Source organism: Paraburkholderia sp. NPDC080076 (assembly GCF_050281145.1).
Classification (GTDB): Bacteria; Pseudomonadota; Gammaproteobacteria; order Burkholderiales; family Burkholderiaceae; genus Paraburkholderia.
In genome coordinates this window covers 837,391-862,084 of sequence record NZ_JBNNWQ010000003.1, presented here as the reverse complement: position 1 = coordinate 862,084, position 24,694 = coordinate 837,391, and the positions used below count along the sequence as shown (strand labels likewise).

28 protein-coding genes and 1 tRNA gene are annotated in these 24,694 nt (G+C 64.5%); 14 read left to right on the top strand and 15 right to left on the bottom strand.

Annotated elements, in window-relative coordinates:
- Positions 1-31 precede the first annotated feature (31 nt).
- The 4 genes from ACQKRQ_RS16205 to ACQKRQ_RS16190 are packed head-to-tail and all read right to left on the bottom strand — an operon-like array spanning position 32 to position 3,696.
- Positions 32-1,099: a DUF1839 family protein gene (locus tag ACQKRQ_RS16205; protein ID WP_132374890.1), complete on the bottom strand. Its 1,068-nt coding sequence runs from the start codon at positions 1,097-1,099 to the stop codon at positions 32-34.
- Positions 1,096-2,160, bottom strand: coding sequence for an amino acid--[acyl-carrier-protein] ligase (locus ACQKRQ_RS16200; RefSeq protein ID WP_132374889.1), 1,065 nt, complete (start codon positions 2,158-2,160; stop codon positions 1,096-1,098). Before ACQKRQ_RS16200 ends, ACQKRQ_RS16205 begins: the two co-directional genes overlap by 4 nt.
- A gap of 1 nt (position 2,161) precedes the next feature.
- Entirely contained in the window at positions 2,162-3,448 is a 1,287-nt protein-coding gene (locus tag ACQKRQ_RS16195) for an acyl-CoA dehydrogenase family protein (RefSeq protein ID WP_132374888.1), read from the bottom strand.
- Positions 3,445-3,696, bottom strand: a complete 252-nt coding sequence (locus ACQKRQ_RS16190) for an acyl carrier protein (protein WP_132374887.1) — start codon at positions 3,694-3,696, stop codon at positions 3,445-3,447. Before ACQKRQ_RS16190 ends, ACQKRQ_RS16195 begins: the two co-directional genes overlap by 4 nt.
- A gap of 345 nt (positions 3,697-4,041) precedes the next feature.
- On the opposite strand from ACQKRQ_RS16190, the gene ACQKRQ_RS16185 reads away from it, so the two are divergent.
- The 7 genes from ACQKRQ_RS16185 to lepB all read left to right on the top strand — a co-directional run bounded on the left by ACQKRQ_RS16185 (position 4,042) and on the right by lepB (position 10,860).
- On the top strand, positions 4,042-4,575 hold the full coding sequence (locus ACQKRQ_RS16185) for a GNAT family N-acetyltransferase (RefSeq protein WP_132374886.1): 534 nt from the start codon (positions 4,042-4,044) through the stop codon (positions 4,573-4,575).
- 459 nt (positions 4,576-5,034) lie between these two features.
- On the top strand, positions 5,035-5,868 hold the full coding sequence (locus ACQKRQ_RS16180) for a methyltransferase domain-containing protein (RefSeq protein WP_427478100.1): 834 nt from the start codon (positions 5,035-5,037) through the stop codon (positions 5,866-5,868).
- Between the two features lie 95 nt (positions 5,869-5,963).
- On the top strand, positions 5,964-7,178 hold the full coding sequence (locus ACQKRQ_RS16175) for a sugar phosphate nucleotidyltransferase (RefSeq protein WP_427478098.1): 1,215 nt from the start codon (positions 5,964-5,966) through the stop codon (positions 7,176-7,178).
- Positions 7,153-7,770, top strand: coding sequence for a flavin reductase family protein (locus tag ACQKRQ_RS16170; RefSeq protein WP_408429997.1), 618 nt, complete (start codon positions 7,153-7,155; stop codon positions 7,768-7,770). Before ACQKRQ_RS16175 ends, ACQKRQ_RS16170 begins: the two co-directional genes overlap by 26 nt.
- Positions 7,771-8,102: 332 nt before the next feature.
- A complete protein-coding gene (locus tag ACQKRQ_RS16165; protein ID WP_132374882.1) occupies positions 8,103-8,822 on the top strand; it encodes a FadR/GntR family transcriptional regulator in 720 nt (239 codons plus the stop codon).
- Between the two features lie 145 nt (positions 8,823-8,967).
- Positions 8,968-9,966 carry a Gfo/Idh/MocA family protein gene (locus tag ACQKRQ_RS16160; protein ID WP_427478095.1) on the top strand — a complete coding sequence of 333 codons (999 nt, stop codon included), beginning with the start codon at positions 8,968-8,970 and terminating at the stop codon, positions 9,964-9,966.
- A 195-nt stretch (positions 9,967-10,161) separates the two neighbouring features.
- Complete coding sequence (lepB, locus tag ACQKRQ_RS16155) at positions 10,162-10,860, top strand: signal peptidase I (RefSeq protein WP_427478094.1); 699 nt, start codon at positions 10,162-10,164, stop codon at positions 10,858-10,860.
- 18 nt (positions 10,861-10,878) lie between these two features.
- On the opposite strand, the gene ACQKRQ_RS16150 is transcribed toward lepB, so the two are convergent.
- The 7 genes from ACQKRQ_RS16150 to ACQKRQ_RS16120 form a co-directional block, all read right to left on the bottom strand.
- The gene (locus ACQKRQ_RS16150) at positions 10,879-11,538 is read right to left on the bottom strand and encodes an amino acid ABC transporter permease (RefSeq protein ID WP_132374879.1); all 660 of its coding nucleotides are present in this window, start codon (positions 11,536-11,538) and stop codon (positions 10,879-10,881) included.
- Positions 11,539-11,645: 107 nt separating this feature from the next.
- Positions 11,646-12,440 carry a cystine ABC transporter substrate-binding protein gene (locus tag ACQKRQ_RS16145; protein ID WP_134456289.1) on the bottom strand — a complete coding sequence of 265 codons (795 nt, stop codon included), beginning with the start codon at positions 12,438-12,440 and terminating at the stop codon, positions 11,646-11,648.
- Positions 12,441-12,572: 132 nt separating this feature from the next.
- On the bottom strand, positions 12,573-13,634 hold the full coding sequence (locus ACQKRQ_RS16140; protein ID WP_408175648.1) for a quinone-dependent dihydroorotate dehydrogenase: 1,062 nt from the start codon (positions 13,632-13,634) through the stop codon (positions 12,573-12,575).
- Between the two features lie 96 nt (positions 13,635-13,730).
- Positions 13,731-14,552, bottom strand: a complete 822-nt coding sequence (locus tag ACQKRQ_RS16135; RefSeq protein WP_427478091.1) for an arginyltransferase — start codon at positions 14,550-14,552, stop codon at positions 13,731-13,733.
- Between the two features lie 116 nt (positions 14,553-14,668).
- The gene (gene aat / locus ACQKRQ_RS16130) at positions 14,669-15,406 is read right to left on the bottom strand and encodes a leucyl/phenylalanyl-tRNA--protein transferase (protein WP_132374875.1); all 738 of its coding nucleotides are present in this window, start codon (positions 15,404-15,406) and stop codon (positions 14,669-14,671) included.
- Positions 15,407-15,415: 9 nt separating this feature from the next.
- Entirely contained in the window at positions 15,416-15,961 is a 546-nt protein-coding gene (locus ACQKRQ_RS16125; RefSeq protein WP_132374874.1) for an NUDIX hydrolase, read from the bottom strand.
- A 375-nt stretch (positions 15,962-16,336) separates the two neighbouring features.
- Positions 16,337-16,413: transfer RNA gene (locus ACQKRQ_RS16120), tRNA-Met, on the bottom strand.
- A gap of 238 nt (positions 16,414-16,651) precedes the next feature.
- Between ACQKRQ_RS16120 and ACQKRQ_RS16115 the strand changes: the two genes are divergently transcribed.
- Together ACQKRQ_RS16115 and ACQKRQ_RS16110 are read left to right on the top strand one after the other, a co-directional pair.
- A complete protein-coding gene (locus tag ACQKRQ_RS16115) occupies positions 16,652-17,149 on the top strand; it encodes a heme-degrading domain-containing protein (RefSeq protein ID WP_427478089.1) in 498 nt (165 codons plus the stop codon).
- Positions 17,150-17,159: 10 nt separating this feature from the next.
- Positions 17,160-17,492 (top strand): DMT family transporter, encoded by a 333-nt coding sequence (locus ACQKRQ_RS16110; RefSeq protein ID WP_408175798.1) that lies wholly within the window; start codon positions 17,160-17,162, stop codon positions 17,490-17,492.
- Positions 17,493-17,524: 32 nt separating this feature from the next.
- Here the strand turns inward: ACQKRQ_RS16110 and ACQKRQ_RS16105 are convergent, their stop codons facing one another.
- Together ACQKRQ_RS16105 and ACQKRQ_RS16100 are read right to left on the bottom strand one after the other, a co-directional pair.
- The gene (locus tag ACQKRQ_RS16105; RefSeq protein WP_408175644.1) at positions 17,525-17,917 is read right to left on the bottom strand and encodes a hypothetical protein; all 393 of its coding nucleotides are present in this window, start codon (positions 17,915-17,917) and stop codon (positions 17,525-17,527) included.
- 75 nt (positions 17,918-17,992) lie between these two features.
- Positions 17,993-18,184, bottom strand: coding sequence for a hypothetical protein (locus ACQKRQ_RS16100; RefSeq protein WP_342960273.1), 192 nt, complete (start codon positions 18,182-18,184; stop codon positions 17,993-17,995).
- 289 nt (positions 18,185-18,473) lie between these two features.
- Between ACQKRQ_RS16100 and ACQKRQ_RS16095 the strand changes: the two genes are divergently transcribed.
- Complete coding sequence (locus ACQKRQ_RS16095) at positions 18,474-18,758, top strand: hypothetical protein (RefSeq protein ID WP_427478087.1); 285 nt, start codon at positions 18,474-18,476, stop codon at positions 18,756-18,758.
- 176 nt (positions 18,759-18,934) lie between these two features.
- Complete coding sequence (locus ACQKRQ_RS16090) at positions 18,935-19,219, top strand: DUF1488 domain-containing protein (RefSeq protein ID WP_041758889.1); 285 nt, start codon at positions 18,935-18,937, stop codon at positions 19,217-19,219.
- Positions 19,220-19,267: 48 nt separating this feature from the next.
- On the opposite strand, the gene ACQKRQ_RS16085 is transcribed toward ACQKRQ_RS16090, so the two are convergent.
- Entirely contained in the window at positions 19,268-20,266 is a 999-nt protein-coding gene (locus tag ACQKRQ_RS16085) for an NAD-dependent epimerase/dehydratase family protein (protein WP_427478086.1), read from the bottom strand.
- 135 nt (positions 20,267-20,401) lie between these two features.
- On the opposite strand from ACQKRQ_RS16085, the gene ACQKRQ_RS16080 reads away from it, so the two are divergent.
- Together ACQKRQ_RS16080 and ACQKRQ_RS16075 are read left to right on the top strand one after the other, a co-directional pair.
- The gene (locus tag ACQKRQ_RS16080) at positions 20,402-21,280 is read left to right on the top strand and encodes a TetR/AcrR family transcriptional regulator (RefSeq protein ID WP_427478084.1); all 879 of its coding nucleotides are present in this window, start codon (positions 20,402-20,404) and stop codon (positions 21,278-21,280) included.
- Positions 21,281-21,326: 46 nt separating this feature from the next.
- Positions 21,327-22,460, top strand: a complete 1,134-nt coding sequence (locus tag ACQKRQ_RS16075; RefSeq protein ID WP_427478082.1) for an enoyl-CoA hydratase/isomerase family protein — start codon at positions 21,327-21,329, stop codon at positions 22,458-22,460.
- A gap of 90 nt (positions 22,461-22,550) precedes the next feature.
- On the opposite strand, the gene ACQKRQ_RS16070 is transcribed toward ACQKRQ_RS16075, so the two are convergent.
- Positions 22,551-22,976: a hypothetical protein gene (locus ACQKRQ_RS16070; protein WP_132374869.1), complete on the bottom strand. Its 426-nt coding sequence runs from the start codon at positions 22,974-22,976 to the stop codon at positions 22,551-22,553.
- Positions 22,977-23,480: 504 nt separating this feature from the next.
- Here ACQKRQ_RS16070 and ssuD point away from each other — a divergent pair.
- Positions 23,481-24,641, top strand: a complete 1,161-nt coding sequence (ssuD, locus tag ACQKRQ_RS16065) for an FMNH2-dependent alkanesulfonate monooxygenase (protein ID WP_408175637.1) — start codon at positions 23,481-23,483, stop codon at positions 24,639-24,641.
- Positions 24,642-24,694: the final 53 nt, after the last annotated feature.

Genomic DNA, 24,694 nt, shown 5'->3' with positions numbered 1-24,694 from the left:
CCGAGAAGTCCGCGAAGCCGCGCACGGCGCGTCACAGCACCAGAGCGGCGAGCGGTGGCAGCGTCTTTTCGTAAGCGCTTTCGAGCACGTCGAAGCAGTCTTCGCACAGATCGCGCCGGCCGCGGGCAATCGCCCGCACGAGCCGGAACTGCATCACCATCGACTCCGACGCGATGCTCTGCGCCGCTGCCGGAATCGCTGCCGGCACCTCGAAGCCTTGTGCGGAAAGCCACAACAGATACTTCGAAAGAAACTCGAAGTTCGCGCCGAGCTGCCTCATCAGGTTGAACGAGTACGGGTGGAAGAACTTTTCGCCACGTTCGAACAGCGTCTCGAGATGCGCGGGAAACGCGGCACGCCATTGCGAAATGGGATTCGTCAGCGGCCGGCGCCCGAGATGCGCGCACAGCAGTTCCGCCGACGCTTCGGCCAGCGCGGTGCCTTCGAGCGCGGGCCGCGCCTGCTTGGCGAACTCCACATACGGAAACAGCAGATCGGGCTGCTGCTGGAACTGCGGCAGCTTGCGAAACACGCCGTCGTAGTCTTCACCGTCGAGCAGGTGATAGCCGGTGTTGTGGAAATAGCCGAGACGGCGTGCGTCCGGATCGATGAAGTCGATGCCCACCGTGGTTTTCGGATGCTCACGCCGGTACGACGTGGCGCGCGTGTTCGGCAGGTAATAGCCGTCCACTTCCACCAGCACGGTATGGCCGCGCAAGGTCTGCGCGAGCACGCGCGTTTCGAGCGAATCGTAGATGGCCAGTTCCTGCACCTGGGTGCCGTAGAGCCGGTCGAGGTCTTCGAGCGGAAACTTGAAGAACGTGAACTGGTCGCCTTCGAAATCCTGCGTGACGGTAAAGCCGAGCGCGGCGCGCGGGTCGAGCCCGAAGCCGTGCAGCAGTTCGATCCACAGATCGACGTAGCAGTTGGTCTCCTGCCAGACGCGCTCGCCCTGATGCAGCGCATGCGGCGCATGCTCGCGCAGACGCGCGGCGGGCGCCGGTGCGGCCACGCCGCCCGCGGCGGGCAGATCGACGCGCCGGGTCAGCAGGAAAGCGCCGTTCGCGCCGTTCGGTACAGGTGTCAGCGACGGATTCATACGCACTCTCCGGTGCCTTGCGCCGTTTCGGCGGACGACGGTTGCATGGTTGCGAGCCCATGCGCCACGCGCGCTTCGGCATCGCCCCACAGCAGCGCGCGCACATCGTCCGGCCACGCGTTCACGTCGAGCCCATGATGACGGAATAGCGCGAGTGTGATGCGTTCCATGCCGAAACCGACACAACCCGTATGCGCGACCGCGCCGTCTTCGCACGCGATCTTCCAGATCGCGCCGAAGTGTTCCATGTGATAGTTGAACGACAGGCAAGCCGTCTTGCCGCGCGGATCGGCCACCGGAATCAGCAGTTCGAACTTGAGCGCCTGGGCACGCTGGCTATCGGCGACGATCTTGCCGCCGCGGCCGAAGAACGGATCGTTGGCGAGATCCACTTCGACCGGCAATTGCAGCAGATTGACCAGCAGCGAGCCGCGTTCGATCCACATCTGCCGGAATGCCATCACCTGTTCGGCGCTGCCGAGACGCACGTATTCGCGCTGGCGGAACATCTGCATGCGGCCGGGATCGAGCGACGGTTCGTGACGGAAGCAATACGACAGCACGTCGATCGTGCGGCCGTCGGCGGGCAACGGACCGCGCCGCGCCATCACCGGATAGATCGGATAGCAGGCAGCCGGCGTGAGCACCACGCGGGTCGGCTTCTGCTGCGCCATCCACTCGTCGCTGCGATCGTCGTCGCTTTCCGTCATGGCGTCGTCGAGCGCGTGCAACAGGCGCCGGTGGCCCATGTCGTTGCCGCAGAACGAGTGGATCGTACCCGCCAGATTCGGGAAGCTCTTCAGATACTCGCTGTCTTCGAAGTCGGTGCGGCGCATGGCGGGCGGAAAGCGCAGCACTTCCGGCTGCTGGTCCGCGCCCAGATGCGTGATCGCCACGTTCAGGCGGTCCACCACGTCTTCGAAAACCTGGCTGCGGCCATACAGGCCGTTTTCGCCGGTGTCGATCAACAGGCCCGCGGCCAGCAGTTCGTCACGAAAGCTCGGCGCTTCGGCTGCTTGCGCGGCTGCGGCAAGAGCGACGGTATCGGTCATCGTGTTCATATCAGGCTCTCCCCGGGGCGGCAGGACGTTGCGCGAGCAAGAGGCTCGCGGTGTTCTGCGCAATACGGTCGTTATTGATCATCAGCGGCGCGGAGTGCAGGTCGCGCAAATGGCGCCCGACGCTGTACGGTGTGCCGTTCTTGTAGCCCGCCATGCCGCAGATCATCAGCACTTCGTGCACGACCTGCAGCGCGGTGGTGGAGATGCTCGTCTTCAGCGTGTTCATGTCGGACGCGAATCCGAGCATGGCCGCGAGCGGCGCATCGGCTTGCGAGCCCCCGTGGCGCGCCTGGTGAGCGGCGCGTGCCGCCTCCAGCGCGACCGCGAGGCGCGCCTGCATCATCTGCAGCAGACCGACCGCTTCAGCGAGGCGCAAACCGGCCGGTGGCACCACACCTGGCTTCGCACGCGCCTGTGCACGGAAGAACGCTTTCGCGCGATTCACGGCGTCGGTGGCCACGCCGGTCCAAACCGAGGCCCACAGCGTGTGCGAGACCGGCAGCATGGTTTGATCGGCGATCTCGGCGAATGGCGTCGGCAGAATCTGTTCGGCCAGACCCGTGGCGACGAGCCGGAACCCCTCGCTGCAGGTTCCGCGCATGCCCATCGAATCCCAGCCGCCGCGCTTTTCCAGTTGCGTGTCGGAACGCAACGCGACGATCAGCACCTGGTCGGCGGCTGCCGACTCGGCGGTGCGACGCGCGGTGACGAGAATGCCGTCGGCGTGCGCGCCGTACGAAATCGTCGGTGCGAGCTTTTCGATGCGAAAGCGCGCAGCGTCGAGTTCGACCGAGCAAGCGCTGGTGCGCATATTGCCGCCGATGGTTTCCTCAGAAGTGGCCGATGCCAGCAGCCACTGCTGCTTGACCAGTTGCACGAGCAACTGCCGATGCCATGCCGCATCGCTGCCATGCGCCTCGATGCATGCCACCTGGATCTGGTGCATCGCATACACCATCGCGGTGGAGGCGCAGCCTTGCGCGAGCGTTTCGCAGATCGCGCCGACATCCGCGAGCGACAGGCCCGCGCCGCCGAACGCGGCCGGCACCATCGCCGAGAGCAGGCACTCGCGCTTGAGCGCGTCGAACGCTTCGCTCGGGAAGCGCGCCTCGCGATCCACCGAGTCGGCGAACTGCGCGGCTACCGCCGCACAGCGTTGCGCGGCCGCGCGCCAGCCGGGTTCGGTTTCGACGGCGGTCAGCACGACCGACGCGTCGGCGCCTTCGGACGCATCGTGCGCCTGCGTAGCGGCGGCGGCCGCCGCCGCGTCCAGCAGCGGGGCGTTCATGCTGCCGCCTTCGCCTGTTGCAGCTCGGTGATTGCGGCGGCCATCGAATCGATGCTGGAGAACAGGCGCCGTGTCAACAGACGGTCCGGAATTTCAATCCCGAATTCATCTTCGATTGCCAGCATCAGATGCACGGTCGCGAGCGAGGAGAGGCCCGCGGCGTACAGGTCGGCGTCATCGGCCAGAGTGTCCGCCGGGACATCCAGGCGAGCCGATTCGGAAAGGATGCGTCGCAATGCGTTTTTCATGGTGTGGTCCCCTGTTGTTGAACAGTCTTGAATTTGCGGACATCGATCCAGCGCACGTGATCGCTATTTCTGTTCGTTGCCGCGGCGCATGCCGGCGGAGTCCCTATGCCGGATGCGGCGCGTTCACATTGACTGCGTGCGCTTTCGGGCGGTTTTCTGCAAGCCGCCCCGATGTCTGCGTATTTAAGAATTGTCAACGCCCAGCGTCAGTGCGATGGCGCACGGAAACACGAGTTTCGTGGACGTACCGTGTAGCCATCAGAACGGGCCGGCCTATACAGCCAGGTCGTAGAAGCCGGCGCGCGATGCCGGCCTCATTGAACTTACTGACCGCTGGGGTACGTGATGAACTGGAAAACGCTGGAATTCGATCAGCTTTCGGCTCGCGAGTTGTATCTGATCTTGCGCGCGCGCAGCGCGGTGTTCGTGGTCGAACAATCGCATGTTTGTCTTGACGCGGATGGCCGCGACGAACACGCGTTGCATGTGTTCGCCGTGGAGGACATGGCGCGGTCGATGCCGATCCTCGCCTACGCGCGCCTGCAACCCGGCGACGCGGAAGATCCGGAGATCACCATCGACAAGGTGCTGACGAGTCCGCTGCGACGCGGCGACGGCACCGCCGAACTATTGATCGAACGCGTGCTGCAGGCGATTGTCGGCCGTTGGCCGGGCCATGCCGCGCGTGTCAGCGCGCCGCTCGGTTTGCGCGGCTTCTACGAACAATTCGGCTTCCGCAAGACGGAAGGGCCCTATCTCGAACACGGCGTGCCCTTCATCGGCCTTACGCGCCAGGTGCGCGGCAGCCAGCCGCTTTTCGGCGGGCGGCGCCGTGAGCGCGACAGCGCGGTGCTCGTGAACACGTTCGAGTTGTTGTGATGGGGCGGGCGCTCGTCACGCCTTCCAGTGCACAAGTTGCACGTGCGAAGCTGACGCCACGCGAGAGCGATGTGGCCTCGGCCGCGCGCGCTTCTCCTATCAGGTGTGCTCGCCACGCGCACGACGTTCGCGTTGCGCGCGTCGCATGGCGACGGCCCACGCTGTCTATTTCTAATAGCGCATATGACATGCATTCGCCTTTGAATCGGACTCCAGGACAATGTGGCTGGACGTACATATCGATCATGCAACGTTTGTTGTAATGGATTGAGAGCGGGGACCTGGTGAGGAGCGTGGCGTGAGGCCAGTGGTGTTCGATGGCCGGTTCGGCTGGTGGCATCCGGCGAGCCAAGGCCACGCAATGGCTTTTAAAGCGTGCGCGCGGGTTCCGTCTATTCGGGGAAGCGTTATGCATGCGCACGGATTGTCCAGCGCACAGACGCTTACGGGGAGCGCGTAGTGAACAGTCAATCCGAGTTGGACCGCATCAACCGAGTTGCATGGAATTCGTCGGACGCCGAGCGCGTTTTCATGCTCGACAAGACCTATTCCGATCCCGGCGAACGGGCTGCCTTTGCCTGGCTCGCACAGCGTTGCGCGGGTGAGCCCTTGCTCGATATCGGAATCGGCACCGGCCGCACGATTCCGTTGATGACGGCGATCTCCGACGACTACACCGGCGTCGACTACACACAAAAGCTGCTCGATCTCGCGAAGGCGCGCTTTCCCGAACGCGACCTTCGGCATATGGACGCGCGTGACATGTCCGCGCTGCCTTCGGATCATTACGGGCTTGCGCAATTCAGCTGGAACGGCATCGACTGCGTCGACTACGACGATCGCGTGAAGATTCTCGAAGAGATGTATCGCGTGGTGCGGCCCGGCGGCTATGTGCTGTTTTCGTCGCACAACCGCGGCGGCCCCGGCTACGGCGAAAACATCTGGCAACTGCTGCCGAAATTCACGTTCAATCCGCTCAAACTCGGCTGGCGCACGCTGCGCTCGGCACGGCGTTTCCAGCTCGGCACGCTGAACTATGTGCGCAACGCCAAGCTGAATCACGACTACGGCGGTTATGCGGTCAACACCGCGGCGGCCCACAACTTCGGCATTGTGATCGTCTACACGACGCTGCGCGAGCAGCGCCGGCAACTGGCACAGGTCGGCTTGCAATGCGACGCGGTGTTCGACAGTTCCGTGGGCAATCTCATTACCGACGATGTGGAACCGAGCGACGCCTGGTGGTTTCACTTCATCGCGCACAAACCGCTCGCTGCTTGCCGCTTCGACTGACGGCGGCCACTGAACGAAGGCATGGCTTTACACGTAGCACGCAGGACAAATAGAACAATGCGCCGGACCAGTTTGACCGGATAGGGGACTTGCACATGAATCGCATCGTAGAACCAGGCAATCCGCTTGCGTCGGCCGGGGGCGTCAGCGAAACAGCCACGCGTCTATCCGTGCAGCCGGTGATTCTCGCCGGCGGCTCGGGCACGCGATTGCGGCCGTTTTCGCGCGAGCGCAGTCCGAAGCAGTCAATCGGCCTGGTGGGCGACGAGTCGCTGCTCGAAACCATGCTGAGCCGCCTCGACGCGTCTTTCGCCGCAGCGCAACGTACTACGCCGGCATCCGGCACGCATTCCATTGCTGCGCCGCTGGTGGTTTGCTGCGAGGATCAGCACCTGCAAACGCTCGAACGTCTGGAGCGGCTCGAACCATCGAGTCGGCCGGTGCGCATGGTCCTCGAACCGATGTCGCGCAATACCGCGCCCGCGTTGACCGTCGCCGCGCTCGCCGCGCGCGCGGCGGTTGTGGAAGGCGACGATCCGCTCATCGTGGCGTTGCCGGCGGACCATCTGATTGCCGATCACATTGCGTTCGGCTCGGCGCTCGCCGAGGCGCTCGACCACGCGGCACGCGGCACCATTGCCACGCTCGGCGTGCCACCGAAGCGCGCGGATACCGGCTACGGCTATATCCGCACGGGTGGGATGCTCGGCACGCGGGGCGCGCGCGCCATCGAACGGTTCGTCGAGAAGCCCGATCCGGAACTGGCCGAGCGCTATCTCGCTTGCGGCAATTACTGGTGGAACAGCGGCATGTTCGTGGTGCGCGCGTCGGTGTGGCTCGCGGCGATCAAGCTCTGCCAGCCGGCAATTGCCGAGGCCTGCGCGGCCGCGTTCGAGCGTGCCACGGTCGACGGCGGCGGCGCGCTGCATCTCGCGCGCGATGCCTTCGCCCTGTGCCCGTCCGATTCGATCGACTACGCGGTGATGGAGCGCGTCGGCACCGACGCGCGGCTGATCGGCGTCGCGGTGCCGTTCTCCGCGGGCTGGTCGGAGGTGGGCGGCTGGAATTCGGCGGCACGTGGCACGGCCCACGTCACGCGCGGCGAGGAATGCTTCCTGCTCACGGAGAACCAGTCGACGGGCATTCCGCCCGGCGTCGCGAACCGGTTCGAGAATCCCGGCAGGACGCCGCTTGAAAGGATCGAGGTGCAATCAGGCCGCCATCTCGGCGAAGACGACATCGTGCGCTTTGACGACCAGTACGGTCGCGAACAGGAGGCCAGCCATGCAGGCAAGGGTACTTCACGCTGAGGCGCCGCGCGCCTCGCAGGCGGCTTTCGACGAGCGGCGCTTTCGCCACGCGTTGGGACGCTTCGCGACCGGCGTCGTGGTGATCTCGACCGGCAGCGGCGACAATTTGCACGCGATGACCGCCAACGCCTTCATGTCGGGTTCGCTCAAGCCGCCGCTGATCGTCGTCTCGGTCGGGCACCGGGCGCGCATGCACGAGCGTCTGATGGACAGCGCGCTGTTCGGCGTGAGCGTGTTGTCCGAGGCGCAGGAGCCGCATAGCCGCCACTTCGCCGGCGAACCGCAGAGCTTGCTCGCGCCGCGTTTCGCGGCGGTCGAAGGGCTGCCCGACGTGGAGCTGCTCGAACACGCGGCGGCGCGTTTCGCGGCGCGCGTGGTGGACCGGCATCCGTGCGGCGACCATACGCTCTTCGTCGGCGAGGTGCTGGTGTTCTCGCTCGATGAACACGCGCCCCTGATTTTTTTCGGCGGGCGCTATGGGTCGGTGACGGCGGGGTCGGTGACGGCGCCGGGTTGCACTCAGAGTTCCATTCAGGGTTCGACGGCGGCTTCGACGCAGGACTCGCCAGCGGTTGCCGTGAGCACCCGCTGATGCGCACGTCATTCGTCGTTTCCCGCCAGCCTACCCGCCGAGGCATCGTGGATCAGACAAATCGTCTCGCAACGTGCGTCTTCGCACTATGCAAATTCTGCAATGCAGGCACGCTTGATATGCAAGCTTATGGCCCGTCAAAATATGCGGCGTTACAAGGAAGAAACAATTCTTCAGAGGGATAACCCTGTCAGGAAGTTTCCCAACTGGCGCAACCGTTTTGAAGCTAGCAACGTATCGTAGAAGAACTAAGTGACATCAATAGAACGACGTATAAGGGCCGCTTGATCAACAGGCTACGCGGGGGCAAACACCGCTTCGGGGAGAGTGTCATGGAACAGGCAAACAAAGATCGATCGCTCGTGAGCAAAGTCATGGATGGACTGGTCACGGGGATCGTCGAAGAGAAATACGGCGCCATACTGCCACCGCAGGATGTGCTGTCGAAGGAGTTCGACGTCAGCCGCACCGTCATGCGCGAGGCGCTGTCGATGCTGCTCGCGCGCGACATGCTGGACGTGCGGCCGAAAATCGGCACGCGCATCCGGTCGATGAGCGATTGGCGCATGATCGACGAAGACGTCGTGAACTGGCGTTTTCGCGCGAAACCCGATCCGCTGTTTCTGCGCGACGTGATCGAGTTTCGCATCCTGATCGAGCCGCGCGCTTCGGCGCAGGCGGCCGCGCGCGGCAGCGCGGCGGATATTGCCGCGATTCGCGAGGCGTTCGAGGCGTTCCGCACGATCCGGCCGGGCGAGCCGGGCTATCAGGAAGCGGACGAACTGTTCCACACCCGCATCGTGGTGGCGAGCGGCAATCAGTTCTTCAAGCAGATGGCGGCGATCATTCGCGGCGCGCTATCGACGGTCAATCCCATCGTCACCGACAGGGACGGACTGTGGGAAACCGCGGTGAATTCCCATCAACGCGTGGTCGAAGCGATTGAACGGCGCGATCCGAAGGAAGCGGAAATCGCTTCGCTCGCCATGATCGACTACACCGCGGAAGAAGTCAGCGGCCACTTTTCAGCGGAACCGCCAGCACTCGGCTGAGCGTCGCCGCCACGGCGGCACGCTGGGTCTTTGGTATTTTCCTTGTGAGACTGTGTGGCAGAGGGCGCGAGTTCACGTCCACGCGAGAGCGTGCGGCATGCGCGACAATAGCGCCTGTTCTGAACTGCATGGACTCGAAGGAACGATGACAATCGCAACGCAGGAAATCCCCTCGGGCGGCACGATCCGTTGGGGAATCGTCGGGACGGGCCGCATTGCCCGTCGCTTCGCACAAGGTCTCGCTCATGTGCCGCACGCGCAACTGACCGCGCTGTGGTCACGCCGCGCGGAACCGGTCACGGCTTTCGCCGGTGAATTCGGCGGCGAAGTCTGCGCGAGTTTCGACGCGCTGCTCGCCAGCGGGATCGACGCGCTCTATATCGCCACCGTCCAGGACAGTCACGCCGACTACGCGATCGCCGCGCTTCAAGCCGGTCTGCACGTACTGTGCGAAAAACCCGCCACCATCAATCAGCCGCAGCTCGAGCGCGTGCTCGATGCCGCGCGCGCCGCGCAACGGCTGTTCATGGAGGCCATGAAGCCGCCCTTTTATCCGCTCTACAGAAAGTTGCGCGCGCATCTAGACGCCGATCCGATCGGCGCGGTCGGTCTGGTGCGAGCCGGCTGCTCGGTGCCGGGCGTGCCGGACGATCACCCGTCGCTGTCGTTCGAGCATGCGGGCGGCGCGCTGCTCGACATCGGCATCTACGAGATGTTTCTCGCCGTCGACTGGCTGGGCGCGCCTCGGGAGGTGCAAACGCTCGGGCGGCTCGGGGCGACCGGCGTCGATACGTTCGCGAGCCTGAACAGCCAGCACGAGGGCGGCATCGCCCAGTTGTTTTGCGGGCTCGATCTGAACGGCAAGGGTGATGCGCTGCTGATGGCCAAAGGGGGCCACGTCACGATTCACGAGCCGTGGTGGAATCCGTCGCGCGCGACCATCCGCTATGCCGATGGACGCGTGGTCGAACTCGACGAGCCGTTCGAAGGCGGCGGGCTGAACTACGAGACCGCGCACTTCTGCGATCTGATCCGGACGGGGCAACTGGAAAGCCCGGTGATGCCGCACAGCAAGTCGCTGCAGATGATCGCGATGGCCGACGCGGCGCGCGCGGCGCTCGGGTTGAAGTTCGCGGGCGAATGAGGGCGCATTGAGCGTGCGTCGAGGCGCGCGAGCCCGTGCCGCCGCCATGCCATCTTGCGATCCCGCTATCGCGATCCGCCGCCGCTGTTGCCGCGTTGCACCCAGCAGCGGTGGTAGGATTTGCGCGGGCATGCGGAAAGAAAAACACTCCACGTGCCCGCTGCTTTCGAATTCCTTCCAATGGAGCCGCCTGCCATGCGCATGCTCGGAAAACTGTGGCGCGACAACAAGAGCCTCGTCGCGTTTCTCTTCTTGATGGTGCTGTTTCGCAGCGCCGTGGCCGACTGGAACGTCGTGCCGAGCGGCTCGATGCTGCCGACCATCCGCGAGGGCGACCGCATCTTCGTGGACAAGATGGCCTACGATCTGCGCGTGCCGCTCACGCACATCGCGATCGCGCATCTGCACGATCCGCAGCGCGGCGACATCGTGACGATCGATTCGTCGGCGGCGCATGAATTGATGGTCAAGCGTCTGATCGGCCTGCCCGGCGACAGCGTGGCGATGCGCGAGAACGTGCTGTACGTAAACGGCGTGCGCGCCGATTACCAGCCGCTGAAGCTCAAACCGCTGCCCGGCGACGCCGCGTCGCCCGGCGATTATCTGACCGAGCGCTTCGACGGCGTCGCGCATACCGTGCGGCTCGCGCCGCAAGCGCCGAGCCCGCGCGACTCGTTCGGGCCGGTGATCGTGCCGCCCGGCGAGTATCTGATGCTCGGCGACAATCGCGACGACAGCGCCGATTCGCGTTACTTCGGCTTCTTTCCGCGCAAGGAATTGATGGGCCGCACGCGTCACGTCGCGTTTTCGCTTGACCCCAATCACTATTACACGCCGCGCTTCGAGCGCTTCGGCGCGCCGCTGGATGCGGCGTCGCCGGTCGCCAGCCGTTAAGGCAGATGCACCACGGGCTCAGTGGCGCGACGGCAGCGCAAGGCGCCGTTCGTACCAGCGTTGCACGCTTTCGAGCACCTGGCACAGCACCCAGTAGATCGCGGCCGCGGCGAGATACAGCGGCAGCGGCTGATAGGTCGAGGCGATGATTTCCTGCGCGCTGCGCAGCAGTTCGGTCACGGTGATCACCGACACCAGCGAGGTGTCCTTGATCAGGCTGATCAGGCTGTTCGACAGACTCGGCACGGCAATGCGCAAGGCTTGCGGCGCGATCACGTAGCGCAGCGTCTGGCGGCGCGACAGTCCGAGACTATAGGCGGCGAGCCACTGGCCCTTGTGGATGCCCAGGATCGCACCGCGCATGCTCTCCGACAGGTAGGCCGCCACATTCGCCGACAAGGCGATCACGCCGGCCGGCGTCGGATCGAGTGAAATGCCGAAACTCGGCAAGCCGTAATAGATCACGAAAATCTGCACCAGCAGCGGCGTGCCGCGCATCACGCTCACGTAAATGCGCGCGATCCAGTTCAGCACGCGGTTGTGGCTGACGCCCATCAACGCGAGCACGGCGCCGGCAATCAGGCCGAAGATCATCGACAGAACCGCGAACTTGACCGTCAGGACGGCGCCCTGCGCGAGCACAGGAAGCGATTGGACGAGCAGGGAAGTGGTGGACATGAGCGGTGGTCGGTTGGCGCGCAAAAGCGCACATCATAAACTTTGCTGCAAAAGCGCGAAGGGCGGCATCGCTGACGATGCCGCCCTTCGTTTCAGTCAGCGCGTCTTTACTTGATCGGCTTGCTGACGTCGATGCCGAACCACTTGTCCGAGATCTTCGAGAACGTGCCGTCCGCTTCGAGCTGGGTCATCGCGTCGTCGATCGCCTTGGCGAACTTCGGATTGCCCTTCCTGAACGGAATGCCAGACGGCGTGCCCGCGCCGACGTTGGCGCCGGTGCGCAGCGGCAACTGCGAGTTCTTCATCAGGTACGCGAGCATCAGGCGGTCGTTGAGCGCCGCATCCAGGCGGCCGGCGGCCAGATCGCGCAGATACTCGGGCGCGCCGGGATACGTCTTCACGTCGATGCCCGGCACCGACTTGGCCATGTCCATGTAATTCGTGCCCAGACCGACGCCGAGCTTCTTGCCCTTCAGGTCGTCGAGCGACTTGAACTGGCGCGTGTCGTCCTTACGCTGGATCAGTTGCGCGGCCGAGTACGTGTAGGCCGGCGAGAAGTCGAGCGCCTGCTTGCGCGCGTCGGTGATGCCGACCTGGTTGACGATCACGTCGAACTTGTTCGCCTGCAAACCGGCGATGATGCCGCTCCATTCGGTCGTGACGAATTCCGGCTTCACGCCGAGCTTGGCGGCCACGGCCTTGGCGATGTCGACGTCGTAGCCGACCAGTTCGCCCGACGGCGCTTTCGAATTGAACGGCGGGAAGGTGCCTTCGAGGCCGATGCGCAGCGTGCCGCGCTGTTTGACCTGATCGAGCAGGTCGTCGGCGTGGGCGGCGACGGCGGTGAACGAAGCGCCGATCAGACCGGCGACGAGAATCTTTTTCAGCAAGCCAAATTTCATCGAGTTCCTTTTTGTTCGTCTGGCGTTTTAACAGACGAAAGCATAACAAAGCAGACTATCGAAACCAAAATACCGTTTGTTTATGTCTATATACCGGCGCGGCTCAGCGCGCCGCGCTCACTGAGGCCGCGCTTAGCGAAGCGCTTGCGCGCATTCGGCGATCAGCGCCGGTCCGCGGTAGATGAAGCCGGTATAGAGCTGCACCAGCGACGCGCCGGCCGCGATCTTGGCGCGCGCGTCGTCGCCGGAAAAAATGCCGCCGACGCCGATGATCGGCACCGCTTCGCCGACTTCCGCGCGCAGCTTGCGGATCACTTCATTCGACGCGTCGAACACCGGCTTGCCCGACAGGCCGCCGGCTTCGTCGCCGTATTGCATGCCGGCGACGGCCGTGCGCGAGAGCGTGGTGTTGGTGGCAATCACGCCTTCGAACTGATGGCGCAACAGCGTGTCGGCGATCGACTTGATCTGTTCGTCGTCGAGGTCCGGCGCGATCTTCAGCGCGAGCGGCACGAGCTTGCCGTGCATGTCGGCCAGGCGCTGCTGCTTCTCTTTGAGCGCCGCGAGCAGCGCGTCGAGTTCGCCGGCGCCTTGCAACTGGCGCAGATTCTTCGTATTCGGCGACGAGATATTGACCGTCACGTAGCTGGCGAACGGATACACGCGCTCGAGGCAGTACAGATAGTCTTCGGCGGCGCGTTCGATCGGCGTGTCGGCGTTCTTGCCGATATTCAGGCCGAGAATGCCGCGATAGCGCGCGGCCTGCACGTTCTTCACGAACTGGTCGACGCCCGCGTTGTTGAAGCCCATCCGGTTGATCACGGCGTTCGCCTGCGGCAGGCGGAACATGCGCGGCCGCGGATTGCCCGGTTGCGCGCGCGGCGTGACCGTGCCCACTTCGATGAAGCCGAAGCCGAGCGCGGCGAGGCCGTCGATGCAGGCGCCGTCCTTGTCGAGGCCCGCGGCGAGTCCCACCGGATTGCGGAACGTCAGCCCCATCACGGTGCGCGGCGCATCCGGCACGCGCGGCGCGAGCGCGCCGGCGAGGCCGGTGCGGCCGGCGGCGCCGAGCATGCGCAAGGTGAGGTGGTGAGCGTCTTCCGCGTCCATGCGAAAGAGTTGGGCGCGTACAAGCGGGTAGAGGGAACTGAACACGGGACGAAGCCGGGCGGCCGGAAAATGGGAACCCGCCATTTTACCGGCTTTGAGGCTTCAATGAGACCGACTGGCGGGATCGAGTCGCGGCCCGAGCGGGCCGCTGCTGCTACTGCCTTGCTATGTATGGCTTTGCTACGGCTTGAACGGCGCGCGCTTGCCCTGCATCGCCGGGTCGAGCGGCGGCAGGTCCACGCCCGTGGGATCGAGCACGCGCCAGGCGCCGTCGAGCAAACCCTCGAGCGGCCGGAAATTCGCCTTGTACGCCATCTTCGGACTCTCGCGAATCCAGTAGCCGAGATACACGTAGGGCAGCTTGAGGCTGCGTGCCTGCTCGATCTGCCAATAGATGTTGTAGGTGCCGAAGCTCGTGTTCGGCAGCCCCGGCTCGAAAAACGTGTACACCGAGGAGAGCCCGTCGCCGAGGATGTCGATCATGCTGATCATGCGCAGAATGCCCGGCGCATTGGGCCGGTCCCGCAGCGGCTCGCGGAATTCGACCAGCCGCGAGTTGATCCGGCTCTGCAACAGGAACTGTTCATATTGGTCGCGGCTGTCGCGATCCATGCCGCCGCCCGCATGCCGCGCCGATTGATAGCGCATGTAGAGCGCGTAGTGCTCTTCGTCGTAGTGGAGCGGCGCGACGGTCGCGATCAGTTCGCCGTGTTTCTTCCAGACGCGGCGCTGCGTGCGGTTCGGCTCGAACTGGTCGACCGGCACGCGCACCGGCACACAGGCGCGGCAGCCGTCGCAATACGGCCGGTACGTGAACACGCCCGAGCGCCGGAAGCCGGCCTTGACGAGGTCGGTGTAGACGTCGGAGTTGATCAGGTGACTCGGGGTGGCGACTTGCGAGCGCGCGATGCGCCCGTCCAGATAACTGCAGGGATAGGGCGCTGTTGCATAAAATTGCAGCGCCGAAAGCGGGGAAAGAGGCAGCTCGTTGGGATGAGTCACGTTGGCAGCTCTCGAAGCATCTCTGGTAATGCAAACCCGGCGCCTTGCGGTGGACGACCCGCGGCTCGTGACCCGCGGCTCGGTAGGCGGCGGATCCGGATTCGGCCTGATTCTTCCTACGCCGCTGGCGCAACGACCTCGAGCAACGCGGTCTTGTCGAAGCGCCAGGGAATCGGCGGCGCCTCGACCGACGCGCGAACATGCGCGATGAACGCCTTGCGCGCTATCTCGCGACCGCCTAGCGACGCCAGATGCGACGTGTTCTGCTGGCAGTCTATCATTTCTATTTCGTGACGGCGTAAGTGTCCGACAAGCGCAGCCAGCGCCATTTTCGACGCATCCGTGACGTCCGCGAACATGGATTCGCCGAAGAACATTTTGCCGAACGACACGCCGTACAAACCGCCCACGCGCTTGCCTTCGAACCAGGTTTCGATGCTGTGCGCGTCGCCCACACGATGCAGCGACGAGTACGCTTCGACGACATCCGCGGTGATCCATGTGCCGCGCTGTCCACGTCGCGGCGCCTGCGCGCAGGCGCGCATCACTGCGGCGAAATCATGGTCGACGCGGATTTCCCACGCGTCTTCGCGCAGCACGCGCCTGAGCGTTTTGCGTAGCGACGGCGCCACTTTGAAGTCGGCGGGGCGCAGGACCATGCGCGGGTCGGGGCTCCACCACAACACCGGCTGGCCGTCCGAATACCACGGGAAGATGCCGCGCCGGTAGGCGTCGATCAGCCGCGACGGCAGCAGGTCGCCGCTGGCCGCGAGCAGGCCCGGCGCGCCGCTGGTCGCGCCGAGGGCGCGCTCGACGGGCGGGAACGGATCGTCAGGTCCGAGCCAGGGAACCATGCGCGCCGCTCAACCTTCGCGCAGCGAGCGGAAGATGTCGCCCGTGTGCAGGCCGAAGCTGCCGGCGGCACGGTCGGCGAAAAAGAAACGCAGGGTCTGGCCGACGGTGGGAAAGGCAATCTCGTCCCAGGGGATTTCGTGTTCTTCGAAGAGCTTCACTTCGAGGCTTTCTTCGCCGGCGGCAATGTCGAGGTCGAGCAGGCGCGCCATATAGAACAGATGCACCTGATGCACGTGCGGCACGTTCAGCAGCGAGAAGAGGTTTTGCACTTCGACGCGCGCGCCGGCTTCTTCCAGCGTTTCGCGCGATGCCGCCTCGGCGGTCGTCTCACCCATTTCCATGAAGCCCGCGGGCAGCGTCCAGTAGCCGTAGCGCGGTTCGATTGCGCGACGGCACAGCAGCACTTTCTCGTCCCAGACCGGGACGGTGCCGACCACGTTGCGCGGATTCTGATAGTGCACCGTGCCGCAACTGCCGCACACGAAGCGCTCGCGGTTGTCGCCAGGCGGAATGCTCAGGCTGACGCCCTGGCCGCAGACAGAACAGAATTTCATAGGAAGGGGACGAGAAAGGGTGATAGGAGTTTATCACTGGCACGCGGTTTTTCTCAGGCCGCAAAATAGCGTCGCGCGGGATTCCGCGGCCAGTGAGGTCGGTGCCGAGGGGGCGTCCAAACTGCTCGCAAATGGCGCAATCATTTTGTTCGGAATCCGGAGTATCTTGCGCGCGAGGCTTGATCCGAGGGCGTGGATGGCTTCGTGGGCGGGGTGATTTGCCGTCAGAACCGCTGCCGGAATCAGACTGGGGAAACGAGAAAAGCCGGGAATGCGCCACGCGCTATGAAATATTTGGAAAGAAAACAAAAAAGGCCTGCCGGTTGGGCAAGCCTTCAATGTTGTTTTCGACGTAGTCAACCAGCTTGGTGCACTTGGTTGCGGGGGTAGGATTTGAACCTACGACCTTCGGGTTATGAGCCCGACGAGCTGCCAGACTGCTCCACCCCGCGTCCGTCGAAGAAAAGATTATAGAACAAAGCCGATAGGTGTGCAATAGCTATTTAAGAACCGGCTTCAATCCGCGGGCCATGAATCTGCGCGCGGGCTCTGAAGGTCGCCGCACGCATTGCTCACGTCGCATGCCGGAAGGCCTGCGTAAGGCGCTGCGCTAGAATTCAGATTCCTTTCGCGACGCCGCCATGCACGCACGGCGGCGCACGCTCCACCCCTTACCTTGCTCTGAACTCCATGGATATCGCTCACGATCTGCAGGTGATTGCCGCTCAGGAACACGCGCTGGTGTTCCCACAATTCGATGCCGACCGCGCGTGGCAAGTCGGCGCCTATCTGCACGAGGTCGCCAAGGCGCGCGGTATCCCCGTTGCAATCGACCTGCGCACCTTCGGTCAGCCGCTCTTCTTCAGTCTGCTCGACGGCGCGACGCCGGACAACGTCGATTGGGTGCGCCGCAAGAGCAACACGGTTGCGCATTTCCGCCGCAGCTCGTACGCGATCGGCCTGAAGATGCAGCAGGCCGGCGGCACGCTCGCCGACAAGCACGGCTTGCCTGCTACGGGGTACGCGTCGCATGGCGGCGCGTTTCCGCTGACGGTGGCGGGCGCGGGCGTGATCGGGTCGATCACGGTGTCGGGTCTGCCGCAGCGCGGCGATCATGAGCTGGTGGTGGAAGCGCTGTGCGCGCATCTGGGCCACGACTACAGCAAGCTCGCGCTTGCAAAGGCCTGAGGCGATGCGGCTGCCTCCTTATGCCTTGCTCGGCATCGCGATCGTTGCCGAAGTGATCGCGACGTCCGCGATGCGCGCGTCGGAGGGCTTCTCGCGGTTCCTGCCTTCAGCGGTGGTCGTGCTCGGCTACGGCGTGGCGTTCTATTGCCTGTCGCTCACGCTCAAGAGCATTCCGGTCGGCATCGTCTACGCGGTGTGGTCCGGCGCCGGCATCGTGCTGATCACGCTCGTCGCGGTGCTGCTGTACCGGCAGGTGCCCGACGTGCCGGCCGTCATCGGGCTCGGGCTGATCATTGCCGGGGTTGCCGTGCTGAACATGTTTTCGAAGATGCAGGCGCACTGAGCCGCCGCGCGAACCCAAGGCGCCGCGGGCGCTCATTTGCAGCGCACGATCATCGAGCGGTTTTTCACGTTGGCCGAGACGACGTTCGTGACGCTGCCGCCGGCCGTGCCGCCTTCGTCATTGTCTTTCGACACGATGTCGTAGCCCGTCGCGCCGCATGCCTTGCCGGCCTGCACGTAGCAGGAGGCCCAGCTGGAAGCGGCGTCGGCGCCGCTGCAATTCACGGCGAAGCCGGTCTGGCCGTTCGGCAGATTGATCAGCGACGTGGTGTTCGACGATGCGCAGCCGGCGAGGCCCGCCGCGCCGAGCAGCACGGCGGCGGGAAGGGCGGCCGACAGCGACGTCCGGCGAACCAGCGCAAACACTGCATTGGTTCGGAAGCGGTCGAGGCGGCCGGCGCGGCGCAGTTGCGTCATGAAATGCATCGTGTTGTTTCCTTTCAGATTGATATTCGGGCTTGCCACGTGGACCAGGAGCGCCTGTCGAGTCTCGCAAGACGTTCAGGGCGTTTCGATCGTAATGCCCGCCGCGCTGACCACCCGGCGGCTTTCCTCGCCCTCCTTGGTGGCCGCGTCTTCCCAGATGCTGATGGCTTTTGGAATGTCGATGCCGTGGCTTTCGGCGTAAGCAAACCATGTGTTCGCCGCATCCGGTTCGGGCAATTCGTGGTTTTGCAGAAAATATTTTCCCATATTGCGCTCGCTGAACTCGAAAAGGCGTCGTCGCGGCAGCACGGACCGTGCCGATGATCCCGTTCGACCGGCGCGAGCCGAACAAGTGCGATCGGGTCCGTCGTCGCGTGAGTCGGACAGAACTAATCGGCTCGCGAGGCGCCTTACATACTGGTTGGCCGCGCGCCGACGCGCGTGCTGCACCGGCCGCGCGGACGCAACCGGCGACATGAAGGTCAACGCACAGGCAGACGTATCGAACGCAGGTCCACGCGGCGTCCGCCCATGAATTGCAACGAGGAGAACGAATATGGCTGAACGGGTCAGCGGCCCTTACCGTGGTTATTACATCAGCGCCGCCGCGCGCCTCGTGCCGGCGGCCGGGGCCGACACGCCGGCCACGGCCGCCGGCAGTGCGAGCGGGATCTACGTCGGCTCGGTGAGCCTGGCTGAACACGGCCCGGACGATCCTCACCGAATGGAAACCTTGCTTGAACTCGGCGACGGGCAGCGCTTCGGCAGCGAAGAGGAGGCGCTCGTCTTCGTCGAGCAGGCGGCGCGCGATTACGTCGACCGCTTGTTGGGAGGCGCTTGATGGCAGTGAGTAAGGCGGAGCAAAGCGTGACCGCGAGCATCGACAAAACCGCTGATGAAAGCGCTCCGGCAGGCTGGACCGCGGTCCGGCCGCGCGAGTACCATATCGACGTTGTCCGGGGCCGGCCAGTTCTCGCCGGCGCCGGTTCCCTGCCGGATCTTTCTGATGAGGCGACCATGGAAATTCGGTTTCCCGCGGACGCGCCCGCTTACCGCGACTCGAATCTGACCGTTGTCTTTCCCGCACTGGTGGACGGCGAGCCGGTGCCGTGCGCGATCTCGGTGGAGGCGCTCGAAGATCACTTCGGCGCCTACTCCGAGGACCTGGAAGGCTGGATGCGGGCGTTCGACGCCGGACGTCCGCGCATCGAAGCGGTCGCGCGCGAGCACTTGCAGATCAGCAACGGCACGCCCGTGCTGCTCAAGAGTGGCCACTTTCCGCCGGGCAACGTAGCGGGGTAGTGGCGCTGCCACACCACCGCCGTACCCGGACAGCGCTCGTCTTCTCATTCAAGCCGCGCTCGCGGCGCTTCTGTTCGCTCCTGCATTTGCCGATGCCGACTCACGCGCGGCATCGAACGCATGGCGGATGCCTTCTTCATAAGACGTCCTGGCGATCGGGCCGATCAGTTCGGTCAACGCCGAGTCGTCGAGCACGACCGGTTCGGTCATCAGGTAATTCATCTCCACCAGTTCCCGCATCAACGGATTGAACAGGCCGAGGATGCGCAGCAGGGTTTTGCCCGCCACCATCAGCTTCGGTTGGCGGCCCGCCAGCGCGTAGGCTTGCCGCGCCACTTCGCGCTGCGTGATGGTGCCCGCGCCGGCGAGGTGCCACCACCGTCCATACGCCTCGGGCGTGCGGGTGAGCTGTTCGACCACCGGTCCGATATCCGGCAGATAGATGAATTCATGTGGCACATCCACGGGGCCGATCACCTGCGCGCGTTTGCCGTTAGCCGCGGCTTCGAACACGCCGTTCAGCAGGCTGCGTTCGATACCCGGACCGTAGAAGTCGGGCAGGCGCAGCACGAGGGTCGAGAGGCCGTCCTTGCCATGCGCGGCCAGCACCAGATTTTCCTGCGCGAGCCGCATTTGGCCCTTGAACGTATGCGGCTCACGCGGATGGTTTTCGCGGATCGGATTGGCGCGGGCGCGGCCGTACGGATACACCGTGCCGATCAAAATGAGGCGCTCGACGCCCGCTGCCGTTACGCCGGCAAGCGTTCTCTCCATGAGCGGCGGATGCGCGGCGAACTGATCGTAGGGCACGCCGACCAGATAGATCACCGTCTGCAGGCCTTGCGACGCCGCGCGGATCGAAGCCGGGTCGTCCGGATTCCACGTGACGATCTCCGCGTGGGGATCGTGGCCGAACGCGGCCTCGAGCGGCTGGCGCGAGCGGCCGATTACCCGATAGTCGCGGCCCGCCGCGCCGAGCGCCGCCGCGATGATCTGACCGGCCGCGCCCGCGGCGCCGAATAAACCCACCTTGCCTGTGACTTGCATGACGACTCCTTGAAGCGGCGCCGCATCGCGTCCGCATGAATTGCGACTGATGTTAGAAAATTTAATGAACACCGTTCAGTGAACAGTGTTCAGTTTAATTTGACTTTTCAGTTTGTCAACCCGAAAATGTTCGTCATGGGAATCGCCGAACGAAAGAACCGCCAGAAACAGGCACTGCGCGAACGCATCCTCGATGCCGCGCGGCGCATCGTGATGCGCGAAGGCTTTGCCGCGCTGTCCATGCGCAAAATCGCCGACGCCATCGAATATTCACCGGCCACGCTGTATCTGCACTTCGCAAGCCGCGATGAGATCGCGCAAGCGTTGTGCGCGGAGGGGTACGCGCAACTGCTGGAGACGTTCGTGCCGCTCGCGGGCATCGCCGATCCTGCCGAGCGGCTCAAGGCGCTCGGGCGGGCTTATGTGGCATTCGGCGTCGCGCATCCGGAAACGTACCGGCTCATCTTCATGGAAGATCCGAGCTACACCGGCGCGGCGTTGGGCGGCGCGGCGAAGGGTAAGGCGGTGGCAGGCGAGGACACTGGGATCACGGCGTCTGACGAGGCAAGCGGCGAAGCGGCCGCGCCCGAGGACGATCCCGGCGAGGCCGCCTTGCACATCATGATTTCCGCGCTCGAAGAACTCAAAGCAGCGGGGCGTCTGTCGGCGTCGATGGATGTGGCGGTGTGGGCCGAGGCGTTCTGGGCGAACCTGCACGGCATCGTTGCCCTGAACCTCACGTGTCCCGTGTTTCCGAGCGCGCCACTCGATACGGTGGTGGAGGTCGCGCTCGGCGCCTGGCTGGGCGCATCGCACGCAACGCAACCGCGGAGCACCAAGACCACCGCCGGCCCGCGCAAGAAAAAATCCCCTGATGTGCGCACCGAATCGTCGGGGGAGTCGGTGCCGGAACCAGACAACGAGCCCGCCGCTCAGCCTTCGGCCAAAAAATCGGCGAAGGCGGCGAGCAGTGTCAGCGTGCCCGCTCCCAGGCGCAAAGCCACGAGTGCGTGATAACGTTCAATTCCACCTCACTTTGCGCCGTTGCGCTTAGCTCTCCATGTCCATTTCCGCCTCGCCCGCCATCAGCGACGAAGTCGCGACTTACGTAGCCAACCGCATCGGTTTCATCGAACTGGAAAGGCCGAAGGCGCTCAACGCGCTGTCGACCGGCATGATTCGCGCGATGCACGCGGCGCTCGACCAGTGGCGCGAAGATCCGGACGTGCTCGCCGTCGTGGTGCGCAGCCAGCACCCGCGCGCGTTCTGCGCGGGCGGCGACATCCGCTTTCTCTACGAGTCGGCGCAGCGCGGCGAGCATGACGCGCGCGACACGTTTTTCATCGAGGAATACCGGCTCAACCACGCGATCTTTACCTATCCGAAGCCGTATATCGCGTTGATGAACGGCGTCGTGATGGGCGGCGGCATGGGCATTTCGCAGGGCGCGCATCGCACCGGCGGTCTGCGCGTCGTTACCGGTTCAATCAAGATGGCGATGCCCGAAACCCGCATCGGCCTCTTTCCCGATGTCGGCGCGGGGTGGTTTCTGGCCCGCACGCCGGGCGCGATCGGCCGCTATCTGGCCGTGACCGGCGAAACGATCGGCGCGGCCGACGCGCTCTACGCGGGTCTCGCCGACACCTACATCGATGACGCGGCCTTGCCCGCGCTGGTCGACACCTTGCGCGGCGAGCGGTTCGAGCGCGGCGCGGACGTGGTGGCGTGCGTCGAACGCGAGACGCTTGCGCATCAGGTCGTGCCGCGACCGGAGGCGTCGTCGCTGGCGAACGCGCGTGCGTTGATCGATCGTCACTTCGCGTTGCCGGATGTCGCGCGGATTCTCGCGTCGCTTGAACGAGAGCGCAACGGCGGCGGCGCCGCCGATTGGGCCGAACAGATGATTGCCGTGTTGCGCGAACGTTCGCCGCTGTCGATGGCGGTGTCGCTGGAAGTGGTGACGCGCGCCGAGGGTTCGATGGCCGACGTGTTGCGTAGTGATCTCGATCTGACGCGCTCGAGCTTTCTGCACGGTGACACGATCGAAGGCATTCGCGCGCGCATCATCGACAAGGACAACGCGCCGCGCTGGCGCTTTGCGCGCATCGAAGACGTGAACCCCGCCGAGGTGGAGAAGATGTTCGAGAGCCCGTGGCCGGCGAACGAACACCCGCTGCGGGATTTGCGCGGTTAAGGCGCGAGCGATTTCAAGTTCAGCATGCTATGCGGCCCTTGCCGGCGGCATAGCGTTGCGACTGACCCTGCGGCCAAGCGGCCAAGCCGCTCATTCCTCGTCTTCACTCGCCATGAACGCGCGCATGAACACCAGCGCGCCCCAGCCCCACATCGCATTCGCCGCGAATCCCACGGAGAGGCGCGGCAGCATGTTGCCGCTCGGCCAGATGCCGCGCAGCGGATCGATCACGAACACACTCGCCGCCGTCAACGCAATGCCGCCGAACACGAAAGCCGGCACCCACGGCGCACGCCGATGCGGCGCAACGCGCAAGAGCCACGCCATCAGCACGGCCCAGAACGCGCTCCAGATCGCATTGGCGATGAACTCAGGCAACCCGAGCGGTAAAAACGGCGCGGTCGAAAAACCGGTCGGGTCGATCATCCCGGCTGCATGCAGCAGCGCCAGCGTCGATTCGTGAAAGAACAGGGAAGCCAGAAAACCGGCGACGAACGGCAGGATGAGTTTTTGCATGCATTGCACCGCCAGGGTACAGGCGGCGTGGTTCGCATGGCCTGTACCGGGATTATTGGAAACGTGCGCCATTATATATAGTGACCCTGCCTTTCCAGCGTGCACAACGCGCAACATCCGTATGCTTTAGCGTCGGGCTAATCACGAAAGTGGAAAACCTAAGCTAAAAAAAATCGTTCAAAAGCCGCAGCCCGATCCATAGACTGTTTCTCCATGCAGACGGTGTTTGCCGCCGTCGCCGTTTAATCGAGCGCATGACGCGCACGTTTGGTCGAGGGAAGCCGTCGCGATGTCCTGCCTGATGCCGATCTTCACCCGCCACATGGCGCCCGCGCGCTGGTGGGTCCGCTGTCGCCGCTAACCAGCGCCGCTACCGAATTTTTCCGCCTCTTTGCGATGCACCGTCCGGCTGTGTGCCGGATGGATGCGCGCGGCCGGCGTGTGCGCGAACGCTCGACGCAGCGTCTTCATTCAATCCAGTTTCGACCAATGCAGGAGCAGCAAATGAATGTGTTCTGGTTCATTCCGACTCACGGCGACAGCCGCTATCTCGGTACGTCCCAAGGCGCACGCGCAGCCGATTACGACTATTTCCAGCAGATCGCCGTCGCCGCCGATACGCTCGGCTACGAGGGCGTGCTGCTGCCGACGGGCCGCTCGTGCGAGGACGCATGGGTCGTCGCGTCGAGTCTGATCGCCGCGACCAAACGCCTGAAGTTTCTGGTGGCGATCCGCCCTGGCATTTCGTCGCCGGGATTGGCCGCGCGCATGGCGGCGACGTTCGACCGCCTGTCGAACGGGCGTCTGCTGATCAATGTCGTGACGGGCGGCGACGCGGCCGAACTGGAAGGCGACGGCGTGTTCGTCGACCACGACACGCGCTATGAAATCACCGACGAATTCCTGCACATCTGGCGCAAGCTGCTGGCCGCCTCGCACACCAACGACGCGATCGATTTCGAAGGCAAGCATCTGAGTTCGAAGGGCGGCAAGGCGTTGTATCCGCCCGTGCAGAACCCGCATCCGCCGCTGTGGTTCGGTGGTTCGTCGCCGGCCGCGCACGACATGGCGGGCGAGCATATCGATACCTATCTGACGTGGGGCGAGCCGCCCGCAGCGGTGGCGAAGAAAATCGCCGACATTCGCGCGCGCGCCGCGGCGCATGGCCGCCAGATCAAGTTCGGGATTCGTCTGCACGTGATCGTGCGCGAGACGGAAGAAGAAGCGTGGGCCGCCGCCGACAAGCTGATCAGCAAGCTCGACGACGAAACCATCACGCGCGCCCAGGCCTCGTTTTCGAAGATGGACTCCGAGGGTCAGCGCCGCATGGCCGCGCTGCACGGCGGCAAGCGCGGCGGCCGCGCGGAGCTTGAGGTCTATCCGAATCTGTGGGCAGGCGTCGGCCTCGTGCGTGGCGGCGCGGGCACGGCGCTGGTCGGCAGCCCGGAGCAGGTGGCGGCGCGCATGAAGGAGTACGCCGAACTCGGCATCGACACCTTCATTCTGTCGGGCTATCCGCATCTGGAAGAGTCGTATCGCTTCGCCGAGCTGGTGTTTCCGCTGCTGCCGAACCGTCAGAACAAGGTGTCGAATGGACCGCTGTCGGGGCCGTTCGGCGAGATCGTCGGCAACAACTATCTGCCGAAGGCGGCGAGTTCGAGCTGAACTCGCGTGTTGTGAGCAGCAGGCATCACCACCGATAAGCAATGAGGAACGCA